Below are 19727 nucleotides of genomic sequence, written 5' to 3'. Positions count from 1 at the left end.
AGCCCGACAAGCGGGAGGCCGGGCACAACCGTGCCCGGCCCACGTCGATCGGCCTCCCGGCCCCGCTCAGCCCTTGCGGCGCTTGCGGGCCGAGGCGACCAGCAGCACCAGGCCGACGCCGACCAGCGCGGCCGGGACGATCCGCTCCTTGCGCGGCCGGCCCTTCTCGTCCACGAACTGCGCCCGGGCCTGCTCGACCAGCCCGCTGGCCGCCACGTACGCCCGGCCGGCCTTCTCCTCGACCGTGGCCACGGCCTTCGCCTTCACCTGGGCGGAGATGGTGGTCGGGTGGACCCGCATGGCGAGCTCGTCCAGGGTCTCCGCCAGCTGGGTGCGGGTCCGGGAGATGTCCGCCTCGATCTGAGCGGTCGTCCGCACCGACTTGTCCGTACTGCTCGCCTCGCCCACTCGGGCCACCCCATTCACTGATGTTGTCCTGCTCCTACGACTGACCCAGTGTGTCAGCTGACGGGCGGCCCCGCGCGGCCCCACCCACCAACGGGGGTAAGTTGGCCGTGGTACGACCGCCCGTCCAGCACCAGGAGAAACCCCGTGAGTGAGCGTCTCCAGCCCGGCGACACCGCGCCCGCCTTCACCCTGTCCGACGCCGACGGCAACGAGGTGTCCCTCGCCGGCCACCTCGGCCGCAAGGTGATCGTCTACTTCTACCCCGCCGCGCTCACCCCCGGCTGCACCAAGCAGGCGTGCGACTTCACGGACAACCTGGAGGTCTTCGCCGGCGCGGGGTACGACGTCATCGGCATCTCGCCGGACAAGCCGGAGAAGCTCGGCAAGTTCCGCGAGGCCGAGGACCTCAAGGTCACCCTGCTCTCCGACCCGGAGAAGAAGGTCCTGGAGGCGTACGGCGCGTTCGGCGAGAAGAAGCTGTACGGCAAGACCGTGACCGGCGTGATCCGCTCCACCGTGATCGTCGACGAGCACGGCAAGGTCGAGCACGCCCTGTACAACGTCAAGGCGACCGGCCACGTGGCCAAGCTGCTGCGCGACCTCAAGGTCGAGACCGCCTGAGACCGCGCACCGCACCGGGACGCGGCGGGGCCCCGCTTCGTCACCGCCTCGTCCCGGTGCTGTCCCCACTCCGCGAAGGCCCTGTCGGGCGGTCCGCGGCGGGCCCTAGCGTGCTGCTTCACCGGGCCCGCCGCCCGGGTCCCGCCACGCCCCTGGAGTGAGCCGTGCAGAGCGCCAGATCCGGTTCCGTCACCCGCCTCGCCGTCGTCGGCGTGGTCGCCGCCGTCCTCGCACTGAGCGCCTGCGGACCGGAGAACGACGACAGTGCCGTGCCGCCGCCGCCCACCAGGCCGACCACCGAGCCCGTGAGCACCCCGTCTGCCGGGCAGCCCGCCGCCCCGACCACCGCTCGGCCCACCGCGCCGCCGACCGCCACCGCGCCGTCCTCGGCCTCCGCCAAGCCGACCGCGCCGACCTCGCCGACCGGCAAGCGCCAGGTCGTCGAGGCCCGGACGGCCGGCGGACTGGCCAGGGCCACCGGCCCGGACGCCGTCTCCGACGTCCCCGTCGACCCGGGCGAGATGCGCGACGGCATGCACCTGGTGGTCGCGAACTACGACCGCGCCGGACAGACCTCCGGCCGCCGGATCCTGCTGGTCGCCGTCGACAACGTCCCCGAGGACCCGGCCAAGCGCCGCGAGCACCTCTGGCGCGGTCTGATCGACTACGCCCAGCAGCACGGCTCCACCGGCGACCCGACCTCCGGCGTCCCGTACGCGGCCGGCCCGCTCGGCGGCTCGCTGGAGTGCCTGCAGCTTCCGGCGGCACCCACCACCGACGTCCTCTGCGGCTGGTCCGACGCCTCCACGGCGGGCGTGGCCCTGTTCCCGAAGAGCACCCCCGCCGAGGCCGCGGCCCTCTTCGCCGGGATGCGCGGCGACATCGAGAAGTAGCGGCCGGGGGCCGGGCCCCGGGGGCGCCCCCGGGCACGACGCAGCGGTGGCGGCGCACCCCCCGACCGGGTGCACCGCCACCGCCGTCTCTCACCTCAGGAGACCGCTGTCATCAGCAGGCCCCGAGGTCGCTCCAGACTCCCCACGCGCCGCTGGCGGCGGGGTCGTCGCCCTTGGTCCACCACTTGTTCTGGTAGTAGTGGCCCTTCCACGACACCTTGGTCGGCGTCGCGTAGGTGGTGGCCGCGTCCCAGCTCGGCGCAGCGGCGCAGGTGCCGGTGGTCGGGGTCACGGTCGGCGTGACGGTCGGCGTCACCGTGGGGGTGACGGTCGGGGTCACGGTGGGCGTCACGGTCGGGGTGACCGTCGGCGTCACGGTGGGCGTCACGGTGGGCGTCACGGTCGGGGTCGGCGTGCCGCCGTTCACCGCACCACGGGTCAGGTCACCCTTGAGGCCGTACAGCGTGCCGCCCACGTTGACCGTCCAGTTGGACGGGGTCGAGACCGGCAGGTAGTAGGTGAAGTCCATGTCGATCGACGCACCCGGCGCCAGCGTCTGCCAGCCCGGCAGCTTGACCGACACGCGGTTGTAGGTGCCCTTGAGGCCGCCCACGTTGCCCGACCCGGTGTGGTCCTGCTTGATGACCGTCAGACCGAAGCCGGACTGGTCCTTGGCGTTGCCCGGGGCCGAGTTGCTGTAGTCGAACTGGAACTCGGTGCCGCCCGGCAGGGTCAGCGTCGAGTTGTTGACGATGTGGATCTTCGGGTTGATCGGGTAGTTCGAGTCACCCAGCGCGAAGTTGGTGAACGACACGTCGATCGGCAGGGTCTGCTGCGGCAGCGCCGTCGTCGAGCGGATCGCGCCGTACGGCGAGGCCGCCTTGAACTTGTCGTACATCAGCGAGGTGAGCGTGTTGCCCGGGACGTACTGGCCCTTGCCGCCGTTCGCGGCCGCGTCCCACTTGTAGTCGCCGGCCAGCTCCCAGATCATCGCGCCGCCGGCGCCCTGGTTGACGATGTAGTCGGCCTTGGCGCCCACCGACTGCTCGTCCTCGGTGGAGAGGAACACCTTCTTGGCGTCGTTCCACAGCCACGGCGCCACCAGGGCGGAGCTGTAGTTGCGGGCGTAGGTGCCCGTCAGCGCGGTGTCCTTCACGCCGTACTTGGAGAGGTAGTCGGGCAGGATGCCCTTCTCCAGGTTCTTGGCGTGCCACATCGGGTTCGACCCGGCCGGGGACTCCTTGCCCGCGTCGTCCTTGTCGTTCCAGATGTTGTCGATGCCGACCGCGCCGTCACCGCACGCGGTCAGGCCGGAGCCGACCGGGCAGGTGGTCGCCGAGGCGGTGCCCCAGAGGCCGTTGGTGCCGCCGACCACGTTCTTGAAACCGCGGGTGTAGTACGGCAGACCGACGTTGATCCGGCCGCCGGGCATCGCGCCGCGGAAGTAGTGGTACGACCAGTCGGTGTTGAGGTAGCCGATGCCGCCGTACTGGCCGGTGCCGTAGACGTTGGCCGCCGCCAGCTCGCCGTCCTTGCCGTCGTCGAACAGCGAGGCGTTCGGGCCGACGTACTTGTTCCAGGCGCCGTGCAGGTCGTACGACATGATGTTGACGTAGTCCAGGTACTGCGCGATCTGGAACGTCTCCATGCCGCGCAGCAGGTAGCCGGACGACGGGGCCGCGACCGAGAGCAGGTAGTGCTTGCCGTCGGTGGCGCCCGCCCGGTCCAGCTTCTCGCGGAGCGTCTTCATCAGGGCGGCGTAGCCCTTGGCCAGCGAACCGCGCTTGCTGTTGGCGAGCTGCCAGTCCAGCGGGTTGCCCGCGTCCTTCATCGAGGTCGGGTACTCGTAGTCGACGTCGACGCCGTTGAAGCCGTACTTCTTGATGAAGTCGACGGCCGAAGTGGCGAAGGAGTCGATGCCCGCCTGGTTGACGCTGCCGTCCGGGTTGACGGTCATCGAGTAGAAGCCGCCGGAGTTGACGCGCTTGCCGTCGTCCCCGAAGTACCCGCCGGTCTCGGTCCAACCACCGACCGAGATCATGGTCTTGACGTTCGGGTACTGCTTCTTGTACTTGGTCAGCAGGTTGAAGTGACCCTTGTAGGGCAGCGACGGGTCCAGCTCCGCGCCGGGCACGCCGGGGAAGGAGATCCCGGTGGCCTCGTTCTTGTCGTTGTCCGTGCCGACCGACAGCTTGTTGTCGGAACCGACGTGGCCGAAGGCGTAGTTGAGGTGGGTGACCTTGTCCCAGGGGATGTCGCTCACCAGGTACGGCGGGGTGCCGTCCTTGCCGGTACGCCAGCCGGTGAAGTAGCCGATGATGCGGCGCTGGTGATCGGCGCCCATCTTCTCGCGGCCGTTGGTGTCGTAGACGCTGCAGTACGGAACGTCGACGCCGGGCGTGGCGTACTGACCGTCCGGACGACAGGCCGCGTTGTCGACGGTGGCGGACGCCTGGGAGGGCGCCGCGCCCAGCGTGGCCACCAGCAGGCCGGCCATGGCGGCGGCAGCCAGCGAGGCCAGGCCGGCGCGGGCCGCCGGGCTCGTGGAACGGCGAGCAGCGGTGGGACGCCGCTCAGCCGTGGATCGGATCAACACTCGGTCCTCCGGGCAGAGTGCCGGCGCGTGCCTGTGGGGGAGCACGCACAGTGGGGGAAAGCAGATTGGCGCTGAAGCTATGTGGTCTGAACCACATAGGTCAATAGGTCTGTACCAATTGGTAATCAATTCCCCAACATCGCCGGTCGAACGGCTGATTGTCGACGGTCAGCCAGGCCCCCCTCCGGACCACGTCCCGGATCGCCGCGGCGCTCACTCCTCCGCACGTCGGCGGCTGTGCCGGGCCACCCGCACCCGCGTCCCGCAGGACGTCGAACACCACGCCCGCCGCGCGTGCTGCTGCAGGAAGAAGAGGATGCAGCCCGGCGCCGGACACGCCTTCACCGACCCCCGCCGGTCCCCCGTCAGCAACTCCACCGCCGCCTGCGCCACCCGCGCCAGCAGCACCCTCCCCCGCTCCCCCGCCAGACTCCGCGGCACCGCCCGCCCCACCGCCCCCGGCGGCAGCTCCGCCCACCCCGGAGCCGCCCGCAGCGCCTCGTTCACCACCGCGACGTCCGGCTCCGCCGCCGGCTCGCCCGCCACCACCGCGGTCAGCACCGCCCGCAGCGCCCGCCGAAGCTCCCGGAAGGCCGCCAGCTCCGCCGGACCCAGCTCCCCGGCCGGCGCGCTCGCCGGATCCAGCCCGTCCGCATGCCGCTCCACCCAGGCCGCCAGATCCGCCGGCTCCACCAGCACGTCCACCAGGTGGCCGCGCAGGCCGCCCCGGATGAAGGTGCTGTTCACCAGGTCCAGCGCCACGTGCTCGCCGTCGACCGGCATCCCGTCGACCGCACCGTGCTCCACCACATCCCTGCCCATACCCATACCTAACGGTAACGCGGCTTGCCATCCGCTAGCCAAGCCGAGCAAACTAACGCTACAAGTCAATGACAAGCGTTAGGAAGCCGCCGCCGTGCCCCTCCCCAGCCGAGCCCCCGCCCGCCCCGCCGCCGCCGCCGTCCTCGCCTCCACGGCCACCGCAGTCACCGCCCTGCTCCTCCTCGCCGCCCTCGGCACCCTCACCGAACACCCCCTGCTCATCCCACCCCTCGCCGCCTCCATGGCCCTCATCGCCGGCGCCCCCGACCTCCCCCTCGCCCAACCCCGCAGCGTCATCGGCGGCCAACTGCTCTCCGCCCTCACCGGCTACGCCGTCCTCGCCCTCACCACCCCCGCCTACTGGTCGGCCGCCATCGCCGGCGGCCTCGCCCTCGGCGTCATGACCCTCGCCCGCACCCCGCACTCCCCCGCCGCAGCGACCGCCGTCATCGTCACCCTCACCTCACCGGACCCCCGCCACTTCCTCCCGCTCCTGGCCCTCGCCGCCGCCCTCCTCACCCTCACCGGCCTCGCCGCCGCCCGCCTCCGCAACCGCCGCTACCCCACGTACTGGTGGTGAGCCCGTGACCGGACGACCGGCCGGTCGTTCGCCCACACGGGGGACGGGCCCACACGCCCGAAGGGGGACAACCATGCCAGTCACCAGATACACCCGCGAGCTGCTCACGGACCTCGCGGCGACCGCCGCCTCGCTCGACGAGATGCTGATCGCACTCGGCAAGGAGCCGAACAAGGACCGCCGCAAGTACCTGCGCCTCAAACTGACCGAGTTCGACGTCGACACGTCGCACTTCCGGCCGGCGGGAAGCGTCTACACCCGCGAACTCCTCGAAGAGGCCGTCGCCGTCTCGCAGAGCGTGGCGGGGGTGGTGCGCCACCTCCACCTGCGTCAGGCCGGGGGCACCCAGGCGCACATCGGCCGGCGGATCAGGGCGCTCGGCATCGACACCTCGCACTTCACCGGCCAGGCGCACCACCGGGGCAGGCGCTCCCCGGCCAGGATCCCGCCCGAGCAACTCCTCGTGCAGCGCCCCCGGGAAGCCAAACGGCTGCCCGGTTCGCGCATCCGCCTGGCCCTGGCCGAGCTCGGCCGGCCGGAGTCGTGCACGGGCTGCGGCACCGGCCCCGTGTGGCAGGGGCGACCCCTCACGCTCGAAGTCGACCACATCAACGGCGACTGGTCCGACAACAGGCCGGAGAACCTCCGCCTGCTCTGCCCGAACTGCCATGCCGTCACCGACACTTACTGCGGACGGAACAAGAACCGGCGGGAGCGGCCCGCCGCACACCGCGACCGGGACGGCATCCCGCCCGGGAATGTCGCTGTCCCCGCCCTCGACAAGCCCCTAGACTGAAGGCCTTGCGGCCTTGGCGTAATCGGCAGCCGCGCGGGTTTTAGGTGCCCGTGGGAGGAATCCCGTGAGGGTTCGAGTCCCTCAGGCCGCACTTGCCTTTGAAACGAAGGCCCGCCCCGGAGTGATCTCCGGGGCGGGCCTTCGCCGTTCCTGCGGTGCCGTCAGCCCAACAGGTCCCGGACCACCGGGGCGAGGGCGCGGAAGGCGTGGCCGCGGTGGCTGATGGCGTTCTTCTCCGCCGGCGTCAGTTCGGCGCAGGTACGGGTCTCGCCGAGCGGTTGGAGGATCGGGTCGTAGCCGAAGCCGCCGTCGCCGGACGGCTCGGTGCGGAGGGTGCCGAGGAGGCGGCCCTCGACGACCCGCTCGGTGCCGTCGGGGAGGGCGAGGGCGGCGGCGCAGAAGAAGTGGGCGCCGCGGTGGACCGCGTCGATGTCGGAGAGCTGGGCGAGCAGCAGGTCGAGGTTGGCGCGGTCGTCGCCGTGCTTGCCCGCCCAGCGGGCGGAGAAGATGCCGGGGGCGCCGTTGAGGACGTCGACGCAGAGGCCGGAGTCGTCGGCGACGGCGGGCAGGCCGGTGGCCCGGGCGAGGGCGTGGGCCTTGAGGAGCGCGTTCTCCGCGAAGGTGACGCCGGTCTCGCGGACGTCGGGGATCTCCGGGTAGGCGTCGGCGCCGACCAGTTCGACGTCCAGGCCGGCGCTGCCGAGGATGTCGCGGAGCTCCACGACCTTGTTCTGGTTACGGGTGGCGAGGATGAGTCGGGTGGTCATGAAACCACCCTAACCGGACGTCAGCCGGTGCAGACCTTGGTGAGGTTCGAGGCGGCGTCGCCGAGCGGCTTGAGGTCCGGCACCTGCTTGTTGTTGACGGCCTGCTGGACCTTGTCGACCTGGGTGGAGAGGTCGGTGATGGCCTGGGAGACGTCGGTGTCCTTGGAGTTCTTCCCGAGCTGGTCGAGGTCGTTCTTGAGCTTCTGCAGCGCCTGCCCGGCGGCGGCCGCGTCGTTGCTGGCGTTGCTGTAGGCGTTGCTGACCTCGGTGATGTCACCGGTGATCTTGACCGCGGTGTTGCCGCAGTCGAGCGCCTTCTGGGCGGCCGCGCAACTCACGGCGCTGAGCGGGAGGATGGCGATCAGGCCGGCCACGGCGAGCATGGTGGGGCGGGCGATGCTCTGGGGCATCCGGTCCTCCTCGGTGCGCGGGTTTCCGGAAGGGAAGGACGCGCGCCGAGGGTGCACGGTTCCCGCAACCGGGTGCTGCGGGAACCGTACGGGCTCCGGACCCGGCCTGTACAGCGACCGAGGCCGGAGCCCGGGGGTTTCGGGGAACCGAAGCGGAACCGAGACCTCAGCCTTCGAGGGAGCCGAGGGCCTTGCGCTGGATCTCGTCGAGTTCGGCGCAGCCGAGGGTGCCGAGGTCGAGGAGCTGGTCGAGCAGTGCGCGGTCGAACGGGGCGCCCTCGGCGGTGCCCTGGACCTCGACGAAGCGGCCGTCTGAGGTGCAGACGATGTTCATGTCGGTCTCGGCGCGGACGTCCTCCTCGTACGGGAGGTCGAGCATCGGGACGCCGTCGATGATGCCGACGCTGACGGCGCTGACGCCGCTGGTGATCGGCTGGCCCTTGGCGCGGAGGATCTTCTTGTCACGCGCCCAGGCGACGGCGTCGACGAGGGCGACGTAGGCGCCGGTGATCGCGGCGGTGCGGGTGCCCCCGTCGGCCTGGAGGACGTCGCAGTCGAGGACGATGGTGTTCTCGGCGAGCGCCCGGTGGTCGACGACGGCGCGCAGCGAGCGGCCGATGAGCCGGCTGATCTCGTGGGTGCGTCCGCCGAGCCGCCCCTTGACGGACTCCCGGTCGCCGCGGGTGTTGGTGGCGCGCGGGAGCATGGAGTACTCGGCGGTGACCCAGCCTTCGCCGCTGCCCTTGCGCCAGCGCGGGACGCCTTCGGTGACGCTGGCGGTGCACAGCACCTTGGTGTCGCCGTAGGAGATGAGGACGGAGCCTTCGGCGTGCTTGCTCCAGCCCCGTTCGATGGTGACGGGGCGGAGCTGGTCGGGGGTGCGGCCGTCGATGCGTGACATAGGCACCGAGCGTAGCCGGTTTCGGCGGGTGGTCCGGGTACGCCCCGTGGAGTCCCGGGTGCGCCCGGGGCGGGCGGTGGCCGGGGGCCGGACGGGCGGCGGCGGGGGTCCGAACGGGTGGTGGGGGCCGCCCGGAGGGGCTGTGGCGCCGTGCCCGTACGGCCCGTGTCCGGGGTGCGTCCGGGCGGTGTCCCGGGGTGCGTCCGGGCCGCGTCCGGGTCCGGGCGTGCCTCGGCCCGCCGGCCACGGGGGCGGGCGGGCCGAGGGGTGGTGAGCCTGGTGGGCTCAGCTCACATCATGTCCTCGATGTCGGCGGCGATCGGGTCGGCGTCGGTGCCGATGACGACCTGGATCGCGGTGCCCATCTTGACGACGCCGTGGGCGCCGGCGGCCTTCAGCGCGGCCTCGTCGACGAGGGAGGCGTCCTTGACCTCGGTGCGCAGGCGGGTGATGCAGCCTTCGACCTCTTCGATGTTGTCGATGCCGCCGAGACCGGCGACGATCTTCTCAGCCTTGCTGGCCATTGCTTTCTCCCTCTGTCTCGGCCCGTCGGCTGCTCTGCCGGGTGCCGTCGTGCGCTGTGCTGCCGTCCCCGGCCGGAGGTCGGGGGGTGATGGGTCCGGTTCGGTGCTGACGCGAGGTCAGCCGACGGTCGTACCGCGTCATGCCGTGTCGTGCTGCCCGGCAGCGCGACCAGCATGACCCGATCCGGAGCGATATGCCACGTTAGTCCACTTTTGGCCCATTCCGGCGCGCATGCCCCGGACCGCCGTCCGAGGATGACGATCAGCGGGGTTCGTGCTCCCGGTGCTCGCGGCCTGCGTCCCGAAGTGGTCTACACCAATATATGTGTACTCCGATGAACGCAGGAAGAGCCCCGGGTGTTCCTGGCCCTGCCCGAAGGTCCCCCCGGGGGCCCGCGGCCGGCAACTGCTCTCGGAGGGCGAAGGATGAGTTCGGCAGGCGCCACAGCCCCGCAGACCGCGTGGTGGCACACCTTCTACGGCGGCCTCCAGAAGATGGGCCGCTCGCTCCAGCTCCCGGTCGCAGTGCTCCCGGCCGCCGGCATCCTCAACCGGCTCGGTCAGCCGGACGTCTTCGGCAAGGACGGCCTGGGCTGGGACAACGTCGCCAAGGTCTTCGCGGCGGCGGGCGGCGCGCTGCTGGACTCCTCGCTCGGTCTGCCGATGCTGTTCTGCATCGGCGTCGCGATCGGCATGGCGAAGAAGGCGGACGGCTCGACCGCGCTGGCGGCCGTGGTCGGCTTCCTCGTCTTCTACCAGGTCCTGCACGCCTTCCCGGAGGACTGCAAGCTGCCGACCGTGCTGGTCGGCAACCAGTGCGTGGACTTCACCTCCGCCAAGGCGGCCGCGGCGACCTACCAGAACCCGGGCGTACTGGGCGGCATCCTGATCGGCCTGCTGTCGGCGTGGCTCTGGGTGCGTTTCCACCGCACCAGACTGGTGGACTGGCTGGGCTTCTTCAACGGGCGCCGTCTGGTGCCGATGATCACCGCCCTGGTCGGCATGGTGGTCGCCGTCATCGCGGTCTGGGCGTGGCCGCCGATCGGCCGGGCCTTCAACGACTTCAGCCAGACCCTCGCCGACCTGGACGCGTGGGGCGCGGGCATCTTCGGTCTCGCCAACCGCGCACTGCTGCTGATCGGCATGCACCAGTTGCTGAACACCTTCGTCTGGTTCCAGTTCGGCGACTTCACGAAACCGGACGGCGCCGTCGTCCACGGCGACATCCCGCGCTTCCTGGCCGGCGACCCCACGGCGGGCCAGTTCACCTCCGGTTTCTTCCCCATCATGATGTTCGCGCTGCCCGCCGCCGCCCTGGCGATGGCCCACGCGGCCAAACCGCACCGGCGCAAGGAGATCTACGGCCTGATGCTCTCGGTCGGCCTGACCTCCTTCGTCACGGGCGTGACCGAGCCGATCGAGTACTCCTTCGCCTACGTCGCCCCGGCGCTGTACGCGGTGCACGCGCTGCTGACGGGCGCGTCGATGGCCGTCACCTGGGGGCTGGGGGTACACGACGGGTTCAGCTTCTCGGCCGGCCTGATCGACTACGCGATCAACTGGAGCCTGGCCACCAAGCCCTGGATGATCATCCCGATCGGGCTCTGCTTCGCCGCCGTGTACTACGTGCTGTTCCGGTTCATCATCGTGAAATTCAACATGAAAACGCCCGGACGCGAGGACGACGACGAGGTCGAGGACGTGACCAAGGCATAAACCGAGCGTCACCACGAGCTATCCGATAAAGCCCCCGGACGACCGGTCCGGGGGCTTTCGGCTTATCCGGGGCGGGCCTTTGGTCCCGACACGAGACTCCGGACAATTCCGGGGCCGGAAATTCGGGGACAGGACCACGACCCCGACCGCGCCCGGCCTGCGCCCGGGCGGCACCCGGACAGCACCGGCGGGCACGGCGGGCAGGCGTCGACGGGCAACGGGGCCCGCACAGGAGGGCAACGGGTGGGCCGCAGGGGGACACCGGGCGGGCACGGCGCCCGCGGACCGCGGCCGGGGGGTCCGGGTGGGGGTCCGGGTGGGGGGAAGATCACAACCCGCCGAGAACCACCGCCGGACAATCCGCCACCACCGCCGCCCTGCCGTTTCGCCTCCGGTTTCCTGCGCGAAGAGATCGCGGCGGCGGACCCGGGAGCAATCCCGACGACGATTACCGGGTGCCCGGCGAGGGGGGTACATGACACCGGCGCCCCGCAGGGCCGCGACCGTCCGGGGCGGGCCGGCTCGGGCCCGGCTCCCCCGGCCGCCGCGACCTCGGCCACCTCCCCCGCCGTCCTCCGGCGGACCCCCGCCCGCCCCTCCCCCGCGTCCGGGGCCGTCCGGGGCTCCCGAGGCCCCTCCCGTCCGGCCTCCGACGGCCCTGCGGGCCGGGCCTGCCGGGGGTCCCGGCTTTTTGTTGCGCAAATAGCCAAAATCCCAATCACCGCGGGTAATCATGATCGTCGATCCGCAAGTAGGTTTCGATTTCATAGCGCTTCCCATCAGCAGCGCTTTCGGGGGTTCCCCCCCTTCTCCACCCGTGCTACAAAACTGGTCTACACCACGTGTGGTGTAGACCAGTTCGCGGTTCGGCCCCCTGTGCCTGTCCCCCGACCGACCCGCCCTTGCCGTTAGGAACCCACCCCCATGAGTCAGTCTGCGCAGGCACCGGCGCCCGCCGCGGCTCCGGCCACGCCAAGCCCCACCAAGAAGTTCGGCCAGAACCTGATCCAGGGTCTGCAGAAGATCGGCCGCAGCCTGCAGCTGCCCATCGCCGTGCTCCCGGCCGCCGGTCTGCTCCTGCGCCTCGGCCAGGACGACGTCTTCGGCAAGGACGGCCTCGGCTGGGACAAGGTCGCCGCGGTGTTCGCCACCGCCGGCAACGGTGTCTTCGACAACCTGCCGCTGCTCTTCGCGGTGGGCATCGCCATCGGCTTCGCCAAGAAGGCCGACGGCTCGACCGCCCTCGCCGCCCTGGTCGGCTTCCTGGTCTACAAGAACGTGCTCACCGCGTTCCCGATCACCGAGGGCCACGTCACGGACGGCAAGTGGGTCGCCCCGACCTACCAGAACCCGGGTGTGCTCGGCGGTATCGTGATCGGTCTGCTCAGCGCCGTGCTGTGGCAGAAGTACCACCGCACCAAGCTGGTCGACTGGCTCGGCTTCTTCAACGGCCGCCGTCTCGTCCCGATCATCATGGCCTTCGTCGGCACCGCCGTCGGTGTCCTCTTCGCCCTGACCTGGGGCCCGATCGGCGACGCCATCAAGAGCCTGAACGACACCCTGATCGGGGCCGGCGCGCTCGGCGCAGGCGCCTTCGGCCTGGTCAACCGCGGTCTGCTGCCGGTCGGCATGCACCAGTTCGTGAACTCCTTCGCCTGGTTCCAGACCGGTGACTTCACCAAGCCCGACGGCACCGTCGTGCACGGCGACCTGACCCGCTTCTTCGCCGGCGACCCCACCGCCGGACAGTTCATGTCGGGCTTCTACCCGATCATGATGTTCGCGCTGCCCGCCGCCGCCTTCGCCATCGCCCACACCGCCAAGCCGCACCGCCGCAAGGCCGTCACCGGCATGATGCTGTCCCTGGCGCTGACCTCCTTCGTCACCGGTGTCACCGAGCCGATCGAGTTCTCCTTCGTCTTCATCGCCCCGCTGCTGTACGTCATCCACGCGCTCCTCACCGCCGTCTCGATGGCCCTCACCTGGGCGCTCGGGGTGCACGACGGCTTCACCTTCTCCGGCGGTCTGATCGACTACCTGCTCGCCTGGAACAAGGCCACCGACCCGTGGATGATCATCCCGCTCGGCCTGGCGTTCGCCGCCCTGTACTACTTCCTCTTCCGCTTCGCGATCGTCAAGTTCGACCTCAAGACCCCCGGTCGCGAGGACGACGACGAGATCGAGGACGTCACCAAGGCCTGACGCCGGGAACCACCTGACGCCGCTCACGGCCCCGCCCCGCCACCCGCTCCCCCGGGTGGCGGGGCGGGGCCGTTCGCGTGCCCCGCCCGGGTCCCGTAGCGGGTCCCGTCCGCGCCCCGTACCGGAGACCGCCCGTGCCCCGTACCGGAGACCGTCCGTGCCCCGTACCGGAGACCGCCCGTGTCTCGTACCGGAGACCGCCCGTGTCTCGTACCGGAGACCGCCCGTGTCTCGTACCGGAGGCCGCCCGGTGAGACGGTGGTTGACGAACCGGGAAGATCGCTGGTCAACTGAAGCGGTGAACGCCCCTCGCATGCTGGTCACCCGCAGCCACATCGACTTCGGTCGCGTGTGGTCCGCGGCGTGTTGCGCCTGACCCGAGCGTTCCCCCCGCCGCCGCGCCGCTGACGTCCCCGCCGCGCCCCGGCCGCACCGCCTCCCGTCCCGCCCGTGACCCGGGGCTGCCGCCGTCCGCCCGGCCGCACCGCGCGCGAACCCGCGCGCGGCGGGCCCGCACGGCACACCACGCGTCCGTACGCACCGCGTCCGCGCACCTCGCGGCCCGGCGCACCGCCTCCGCACGCACCGCTTCCGTACGAGGAAAGTCAAGGCCACACATGCCCCGCCAGCTGCATCTTTCCGCCGCCCTCGACAGTCCGGGCCACGTCGACGCCGGTCACTTCACCGCCCTCGCCCACCTCGCCGAACGGGCCACCCTCGACTTCGTCACCCTCGACGACTCCTACACCCCCGAGCCGCGCCGGCTCGACGCGCTCGCCACCTTCGCCAGGCTCGCCCCGGTCACCGGCGGCCTCGGCCTGGTGCCGACCGTCACCACCACCCACACCGAGCCGTTCCACACCTCGATATCCGTCAACACCCTGGACTGGGTGAGCGAGGGCCGCGCCGGCTGGCTGGTCGGCGTCTCCGACACCGAGGCCGAGGCGAAGGCCTTCGGCCGCAAGGGCACCGCGCCGGCCGACGAGCTCTGGGCCGAGGCGGCCGACGCCGCCGAGGTCGCCTCCCGGCTCTGGGACAGCTGGGAGGACGACGCGGAGATCCGCGACACCGCCACCGGCCGGTTCATCGACCGCGAAAAGCTGCACTACATCGACTTCGAGGGGCCGCACTTCTCGGTCCGCGGACCCTCGATCACCCCGCGTCCGCCGCAGGGCCGGCCGGTCGTCGCCGTCACGGTCTCCGCCTCCGACCTCGCCCCGGACGCCGCCGCCGGGGGCCGCGCCCGGGTCGACACGGCCGTCCGGTACGCCGACGTCGTCCTCCTGGACGCCCCCGACCGGGCCGCCCGGCTGACCGCCGCCACCGAACTTCGGCTGCGCGGCGGCGAGTCCCTGCGGATCCTGGCCAGGATCCCGGCCGCGCTCACCGACGACGCCGCCGCATCCGCGCTGGTCACCGAGGTGACCGAGGGCGGCGGCGGAGTAGACGGCTTCCACCTGGTGCCCGTCGACCCGGCCCGTGACCTCGCCGCCGTCGCCGACCGCGTCGTCCCGGCGCTGCGCGAGCGCGGCCTGTTCCGCACCGCGTACAGCGGCCGCACCCTGCGCGACCACCTCGGCCTGGCCCGCCCGGCCGGCCGCTACGCCGTCGCCGCCACCATCACCCACACCCCCGCCGCCGGCAACGACGCCGCCGCCCCCGCCGCTCCCGCCGAGGTGACCCGATGACGGACCGCCCGCTCAAGCAGATCCACCTCGCCGCGCACTTCCCCGGCGTCAACAACACCACCGTCTGGACCGACCCCGCGTCCGCCAGCCAGATCGACTTCAGCTCCTTCCGCCGGCTCGCGGAGACCGCCGAGCGCGGGCGGTTCGACTTCTTCTTCCTCGCCGAGGGCCTGCGGCTGCGCGAGGTCAAGGGCCGCATCCACGACCTGGACGTGGTCGGCCGCCCCGAGTCGATCACCGTGCTGGGCGCGCTCGCCGCCGTCACCACCCACCTCGGGCTGGCCGCCACCGTCAACGCCACCTTCAACGAGCCCTACGAACTGGCCCGCCGGTTCGCCTCGCTGGACCACCTGTCCGGCGGCCGGGCCGCCTGGAACGTGGTGACCTCCTCGGACGCCTTCACCGGCGAGAACTTCCGCCGCGGCGGCTACCTCGACCGCGCCGACCGGTACACCCGGGCCGCCGAGTTCGTCCAGCTGGCCCGGGAGTTCTGGGACGCGACGGACGGCGGCACGGTCCGCCACCAGGGCCCGCAGTTCGACGTCGAGGGGACCCTCTCGGTGCCCCGCCCGCCGCAGGGACACCCGGTCGTCATCCAGGCCGGCGACTCCGACGAGGGCCGCGAGTTCGCCGCCGCCACGGCCGACGTCATCTTCAGCCGGCACCACACCCTCACCGCCGGCCAGGCGTTCCACGCCGACGTCAAGCGCCGGCTGGCCGCGTACGGGCGCAAGCCGGACGAGCTCAAGATCATGCCCGGGGTCACCTACGTCCTGGGCGACACCCAGGCGGACGCCGTCGAGCAGGCCGCCGAGATCCGGCGCGCCCAGGTCAGCCCGGCGACCACGATCGGCTACCTGGAGCAGGTCTGGGGCATCGACCTCTCCGACCACGACCCGGACGGCCCGCTGCCCACCGTCGACCCGCTCCCTGACTCCGGCATCGTCAAGGGCCGGACCACGCTCGGCGATCCGCTGGAGATCGCCGCCAAGTGGCGCGCGGTGGCCGCCGAGAAGAAGCTCACCAGCCGCGAACTGGTGATCGAGGTGACCGGCCGGCAGTCCTTCATCGGCACCCCGGAGGCGGTCGCCGAGCAGGTCAACACCTACGTGCAGAGCGACGCGGCGGACGGCTTCATCCTCGTCCCGCACCTCACCCCGGGCGGGCTGGACGGGTTCGTCGACCGGGTGGTGCCGCTGCTCCAGGAACGCGGGGTGTTCCGCACCGAGTACTCCGGGACGACGCTGCGCGACCACCTCGGTCTGCCGGTCCCCAACCGGCGCTGACCCGGCCCGCGTCCGACCGCCCGGCCGCACCGCCCCGGCCGTCTCGGGCCGTATCTCCGACCGTATCTCCGGCCGGGGCCGGGGCGGTCAGACGCGGCCGAGACGGGCCGCGTACACGCCGGCCTGGAAGCGGCTCTCCGCGCCCAGGCCGGCGGTCAGTTCGGCGACCAGCCGGCGCACCGTCCGCTCGGACACCTCCAGCTTCCGGGCGATCGCCACGTCGGTCAGCCCGGCCGCCAGCAGCCGCAGCACCGCGCCGTGCCGATCCGTCATCTCCTCCGCACCGGGTACGAGTTCGACCGGCGTGCAGGCCGCCGACCAGAAGTACTCGAACAGTTCGGCCACCAGCGCGACCAGCGCCGGCTCGCGCACCACCACCGCCGCCTCGGCGGCGGGGGCGTCCCCGCCCGGCCCGGTGCCCGGGGCGGGCAGGATCGCCAGCCGGGCGTCGACCACGATCAGCCAGAGCGGCAGCGAGTGGGCCGTCCTGATCCGCGCCCCGGCCGCGGTCAGCTCCCGGACGTGCGCGAGCACGGCCGGCCGGCGCAGCGCCGCGGCCGGGTAGATGGTGCGCAGCGCGGCCCCGTGGGCGAGGGCGAGCCGCTCGCGGGCGAGCTTGCCTGCGAGGGCGGCCCCGGAGAGGTCCTGGCCGGGGCGGAGCGAGAGCGCCTCGGTGCGGGCGCCGCGGGCGGCGTCCTCCAGCAGGGCGGCGATCCGTTCGGCGCCGCTGACCAGTTCGAGGGCGCTGCCGGTCCGGTGCCGGTGCTGGACGGGGAGGTAGCGGGTGTGCAGGCGGTCGACCGAGTCGCGGGCCCGGTGGAGCGCGCCGACCAGGGCGGTGACCTGTTCGTCGGCGTCGATCAGCAGTTGGCGGACGGCGGTGTCGACGGAGACGGCGGCGTGGCCGGGGGGATCTCCGGCGGCGGTGGGCTGGAGCAGGCCGAGGGCCAGCAGTTCGGCGGTGGCGGCGGCGAGTCGCGGTTCGTCCCAGTCGGGGCCGGTGGCGGCGGGCGGGCGGCCGGGTTCGGCGAGCAGGCGGGCGTAGAGCTGGGTGGCGTCGCCGTCGGTGGGGCTCTCCATCGGCGCAGCCTAGTGAAGGGGGTACGGGTCGGGCGGGGGTTTCCGAGGGGCGAGACGGCTCGCTTCCGCTCCCGGTCATGGCCGGTTCCGGCAGTGCCGGAGCGGCTGACCTGCGGCGGGCGGGTGGTCAGGATGGGCGGCATGGCAGCTCTTCCCGAAGCTTCGACGATCTGGTTGGACGGCGCGCTGGTGCCCTGGCAGCAGGCGCGGACGCACGTCCTGACGCACGGCCTGCACTACGGCACGGGGGTGTTGGAGGGCACCCGGGCGTTCGCCACTGCGGACGGTCCGGCGGTCTTCCGGCTGTCCGAGCACCTGCACCGGCTGGACCGCAGTGCGCGCATGCTGCGGATGGAACTCCCTTTCTCCGTGGACGACTTGGCCGTGGCGACGGTGGACCTGGTGCGGGCCAACGGTCATCGCTCCTGCTACCTGCGGCACTTCGCCTTCCTGGGGTACGGCGCGATGGGCCTGGACATGCGGTTCTCGCCGACCACGACGGCCATCGCGAGCTGGGAGTGGCACGGGCAGCTCCCGGACGCCGCTGCGGGGATCAGACTGAAGACGAGCAGTTGGCGGCGGACCGATCCGAACACGGTGCCACCGGCCGCGAAGGCGACGGGCCCGTACCTGAACGCGGTGCTGGCGCGCCGGGAGGCGACCGACGCGGGGTACGACGAGGCGCTGCTGCTGGGACCGGACGGCACGGTGAGCGAGTGCACCGGCGAGAACGTGTTCGCGGTGCGCGGCGGGGTGTTGCGCACGCCGCCGGCGAGCGCGGGCGCGCTGGAGGGGATCACCCAGGACACGGTGCTGACGCTGGCCCGGGACCTGGGGGTGGAGGTGCGGGTGGAGGCGCTGCTGCGGTCGGACCTGTACGCGGCGGACGAGGTGTTCCTGTGCGGTACGGCGGCGGGGGTGGTGGCGGTGGGTTCGCTGGACGACCGCGCGTTGCCGTGTGCGCCGGGCCCGCTGACGGTGCGGTTGCGGGAGGCGTACGAGGCGGCGGTCTCGGGCGCGGATCCGCGGTACCGGCACTGGTTGACGCCGGTGGGCGCGTAGGCGCCTACGCGTCTGGGCGCGTGGGGCGTGCGGGCGTGTGGGCGCGCGGGGGCACGGGCCCGGCGTGGGGCGCGCGGGCCGGGGTCAGATCGGGTAGACCGCGCCGGCCCGGGCGATCTCGACGGGGCCGGCGAACGCGGCGGTGGCGTCCCGGAGGTTGTGCTCGGCGTCGGTCCACGGCGGGATGTGGGTGAGGACGAGCCGGCGGGCGCGGGCGGCGGTGGCGTGCTCGCCGGCCTCCCGGCCGTTGAGGTGGACGGCCCGGTAGGTGTCGCGGCCGTCGATGTAGGCGGCCTCGCAGAGGAAGAGGTCGGCGTCGCGGGCGAGTTCGACGAGTTCGGGGCTCTCGCCGGTGTCGCCGGAGTAGACGAGGCTGCGACCGTCGTGTTCCAGCCGGAAGGCGAAGGCGTCGACGGGGTGGTTGACCTGGGCGACCTCGACGCGGAACGGGCCGAGGTCGAAGCGTCCGGGGGTGAGGGTGCGGAACTCGAACACCTCCTTCATGCCCGGGTTCTCGGGCATGTCGTAGGCGCGGGCCATCCGTTCGGCGGTGCCGGCCGGGCCGTAGACGGGCATCGGGTCCGGACAGCCCTCGGCGCGGTAGTTGCGGGCGACCCAGTAGGCGCAGAGGTCGACGCAGTGGTCGGCGTGCAGGTGGCTGAGCAGGACGGCGTCGACCTCGTAGATCGACACGTACTTCTGCAGGGCGCCGAGTGCGCCGTTGCCGAGGTCGAGCACGACGCGGTAGCCGTCGGCCTCCACGAGGTAGCTGGAGCACGGCGAGTCGGCGGACGGGAAGCTCCCCGAGCACCCCACCACGGTCAGTTTCATCCGAGCCCCTCCGCCCCGACACGTCCTGGCAGCCGCTGGTCATGACAGAGCGGGCCGGGTCGGCCGGCCGGTAGCGCTGCCCTTCGCGTGTGTCGAGGGTAAGGGCGGAGGGGCACTTTGCCCCCGTCTCCGTGCCGTGCTGTGGCTGGAATCACCAGAACGCCGGGGAGCCGGGGGCGTGCCTCGGTCGGCGGGCGGTCGGACGGTCGTTCAGCGGTGGTTCGGCGGTGGGTTCAGCGGTGGCCGGGACGCCGGCGGGCCCAGGCGCGGATGGTCTCGGGGTACCAGCGGGGGTGGCCGCTGCCGTCGGTCACGTCCGGTTCGGGGATCAGGCCGTGCCGTCGGTAGTTGCGGACGGTCTCGGGCTGGACGTTGATGTGGCGGGCGATCTCGGCGTACGACCACAGGTCGGTGCTGCGGCTCACGGGTCACCTCCGGCTGTGCGTGGGGGGACGTGCGTGATCAGCTTTTCCGGGCCCGGCGGCACCTTTAGCGCAGAACTGACACCGTGGTCGTACCGTGACAGACCGGGAGCACGGTACGG

19 protein-coding genes and 1 tRNA gene are annotated in these 19727 nt (G+C 72.1%); 10 read left to right on the top strand and 10 right to left on the bottom strand.

Features of this window, described 5'->3' with window-relative positions:
* Window positions 1-66: 66 nt before the first annotated feature.
* Window positions 67-378, bottom strand: coding sequence for a DUF3618 domain-containing protein (locus PUR61_RS35440; RefSeq protein WP_329883643.1), 312 nt, complete (start codon window positions 376-378; stop codon window positions 67-69).
* 174 nt (window positions 379-552) lie between these two features.
* Here PUR61_RS35440 and bcp point away from each other — a divergent pair, with 174 nt between their 5' ends.
* Together bcp and PUR61_RS35430 are read left to right on the top strand one after the other, a co-directional pair.
* Window positions 553-1029: a thioredoxin-dependent thiol peroxidase gene (gene bcp, locus PUR61_RS35435; RefSeq protein WP_329883641.1), complete on the top strand. Its 477-nt coding sequence runs from the start codon at window positions 553-555 to the stop codon at window positions 1027-1029.
* A 164-nt stretch (window positions 1030-1193) separates the two neighbouring features.
* On the top strand, window positions 1194-1922 hold the full coding sequence (locus tag PUR61_RS35430) for a hypothetical protein (RefSeq protein ID WP_329883640.1): 729 nt from the start codon (window positions 1194-1196) through the stop codon (window positions 1920-1922).
* 112 nt (window positions 1923-2034) lie between these two features.
* On the opposite strand, the gene PUR61_RS35425 is transcribed toward PUR61_RS35430, so the two are convergent.
* Window positions 2035-4419, bottom strand: a complete 2385-nt coding sequence (locus tag PUR61_RS35425; RefSeq protein WP_329883751.1) for a chitinase C-terminal domain-containing protein — start codon at window positions 4417-4419, stop codon at window positions 2035-2037.
* A 312-nt stretch (window positions 4420-4731) separates the two neighbouring features.
* Entirely contained in the window at window positions 4732-5340 is a 609-nt protein-coding gene (locus PUR61_RS35420; protein WP_329883639.1) for a CGNR zinc finger domain-containing protein, read from the bottom strand.
* 94 nt (window positions 5341-5434) lie between these two features.
* Here PUR61_RS35420 and PUR61_RS35415 point away from each other — a divergent pair, with 94 nt between their 5' ends.
* The 3 genes from PUR61_RS35415 (at window position 5435) to PUR61_RS35405 (ending at window position 6807) form a co-directional block, all read left to right on the top strand.
* A complete protein-coding gene (locus PUR61_RS35415) occupies window positions 5435-5920 on the top strand; it encodes an HPP family protein (protein ID WP_329883638.1) in 486 nt (161 codons plus the stop codon).
* A gap of 73 nt (window positions 5921-5993) precedes the next feature.
* Window positions 5994-6716 carry an HNH endonuclease signature motif containing protein gene (locus PUR61_RS35410; RefSeq protein ID WP_329883637.1) on the top strand — a complete coding sequence of 241 codons (723 nt, stop codon included), beginning with the start codon at window positions 5994-5996 and terminating at the stop codon, window positions 6714-6716.
* A gap of 7 nt (window positions 6717-6723) precedes the next feature.
* A tRNA-Leu gene (locus PUR61_RS35405) sits at window positions 6724-6807 on the top strand.
* A 70-nt stretch (window positions 6808-6877) separates the two neighbouring features.
* Here the strand turns inward: PUR61_RS35405 and rdgB are convergent.
* From rdgB to PUR61_RS35385, 4 genes are all read right to left on the bottom strand, one after another.
* The gene (rdgB, locus tag PUR61_RS35400) at window positions 6878-7483 is read right to left on the bottom strand and encodes an RdgB/HAM1 family non-canonical purine NTP pyrophosphatase (protein WP_329883636.1); all 606 of its coding nucleotides are present in this window, start codon (window positions 7481-7483) and stop codon (window positions 6878-6880) included.
* Window positions 7484-7503: 20 nt separating this feature from the next.
* A complete protein-coding gene (locus PUR61_RS35395) occupies window positions 7504-7893 on the bottom strand; it encodes a hypothetical protein (RefSeq protein ID WP_329883635.1) in 390 nt (129 codons plus the stop codon).
* A 166-nt stretch (window positions 7894-8059) separates the two neighbouring features.
* A complete protein-coding gene (gene rph / locus PUR61_RS35390) occupies window positions 8060-8794 on the bottom strand; it encodes a ribonuclease PH (protein WP_329883634.1) in 735 nt (244 codons plus the stop codon).
* Between the two features lie 290 nt (window positions 8795-9084).
* Window positions 9085-9318 (bottom strand): glucose PTS transporter subunit EIIB, encoded by a 234-nt coding sequence (locus PUR61_RS35385; RefSeq protein ID WP_030060521.1) that lies wholly within the window; start codon window positions 9316-9318, stop codon window positions 9085-9087.
* Window positions 9319-9744: 426 nt separating this feature from the next.
* Here PUR61_RS35385 and PUR61_RS35380 point away from each other — a divergent pair, with 426 nt between their 5' ends.
* The 4 genes from PUR61_RS35380 to PUR61_RS35365 all read left to right on the top strand — a co-directional run bounded on the left by PUR61_RS35380 (window position 9745) and on the right by PUR61_RS35365 (window position 16210).
* Complete coding sequence (locus PUR61_RS35380) at window positions 9745-11034, top strand: PTS transporter subunit EIIC (RefSeq protein WP_329883632.1); 1290 nt, start codon at window positions 9745-9747, stop codon at window positions 11032-11034.
* 924 nt (window positions 11035-11958) lie between these two features.
* A complete protein-coding gene (locus PUR61_RS35375; protein ID WP_329883631.1) occupies window positions 11959-13236 on the top strand; it encodes a PTS transporter subunit EIIC in 1278 nt (425 codons plus the stop codon).
* A 617-nt stretch (window positions 13237-13853) separates the two neighbouring features.
* Window positions 13854-14924, top strand: a complete 1071-nt coding sequence (locus tag PUR61_RS35370; RefSeq protein ID WP_329883630.1) for an LLM class flavin-dependent oxidoreductase — start codon at window positions 13854-13856, stop codon at window positions 14922-14924.
* A complete protein-coding gene (locus PUR61_RS35365; protein ID WP_329883629.1) occupies window positions 14921-16210 on the top strand; it encodes an LLM class flavin-dependent oxidoreductase in 1290 nt (429 codons plus the stop codon). The genes PUR61_RS35370 and PUR61_RS35365 overlap by 4 nt, the downstream gene beginning before the upstream one ends.
* Before the next feature lie 87 nt (window positions 16211-16297).
* Here the strand turns inward: PUR61_RS35365 and PUR61_RS35360 are convergent, their stop codons facing one another.
* Complete coding sequence (locus tag PUR61_RS35360) at window positions 16298-17290, bottom strand: helix-turn-helix transcriptional regulator (protein ID WP_329883628.1); 993 nt, start codon at window positions 17288-17290, stop codon at window positions 16298-16300.
* 141 nt (window positions 17291-17431) lie between these two features.
* Here PUR61_RS35360 and PUR61_RS35355 point away from each other — a divergent pair, with 141 nt between their 5' ends.
* Entirely contained in the window at window positions 17432-18352 is a 921-nt protein-coding gene (locus PUR61_RS35355; protein WP_329883627.1) for a branched-chain amino acid transaminase, read from the top strand.
* A gap of 84 nt (window positions 18353-18436) precedes the next feature.
* On the opposite strand, the gene PUR61_RS35350 is transcribed toward PUR61_RS35355, so the two are convergent.
* Together PUR61_RS35350 and PUR61_RS35345 are read right to left on the bottom strand one after the other, a co-directional pair.
* The gene (locus PUR61_RS35350) at window positions 18437-19183 is read right to left on the bottom strand and encodes an MBL fold metallo-hydrolase (RefSeq protein WP_329883626.1); all 747 of its coding nucleotides are present in this window, start codon (window positions 19181-19183) and stop codon (window positions 18437-18439) included.
* A 233-nt stretch (window positions 19184-19416) separates the two neighbouring features.
* Window positions 19417-19608 (bottom strand): MerR family transcriptional regulator, encoded by a 192-nt coding sequence (locus PUR61_RS35345; protein WP_329883625.1) that lies wholly within the window; start codon window positions 19606-19608, stop codon window positions 19417-19419.
* Between the last annotated feature and the right edge of the window lie 119 nt (window positions 19609-19727).

The organism is Streptomyces sp. BE20, assembly GCF_036322525.1.
In the GTDB taxonomy this organism is placed as follows: Bacteria; Actinomycetota; Actinomycetes; order Streptomycetales; family Streptomycetaceae; genus Kitasatospora.
The sequence above is the reverse complement of the archived record's forward strand: the minus strand, read 5'-3'. Positions and strand labels throughout refer to the sequence as shown.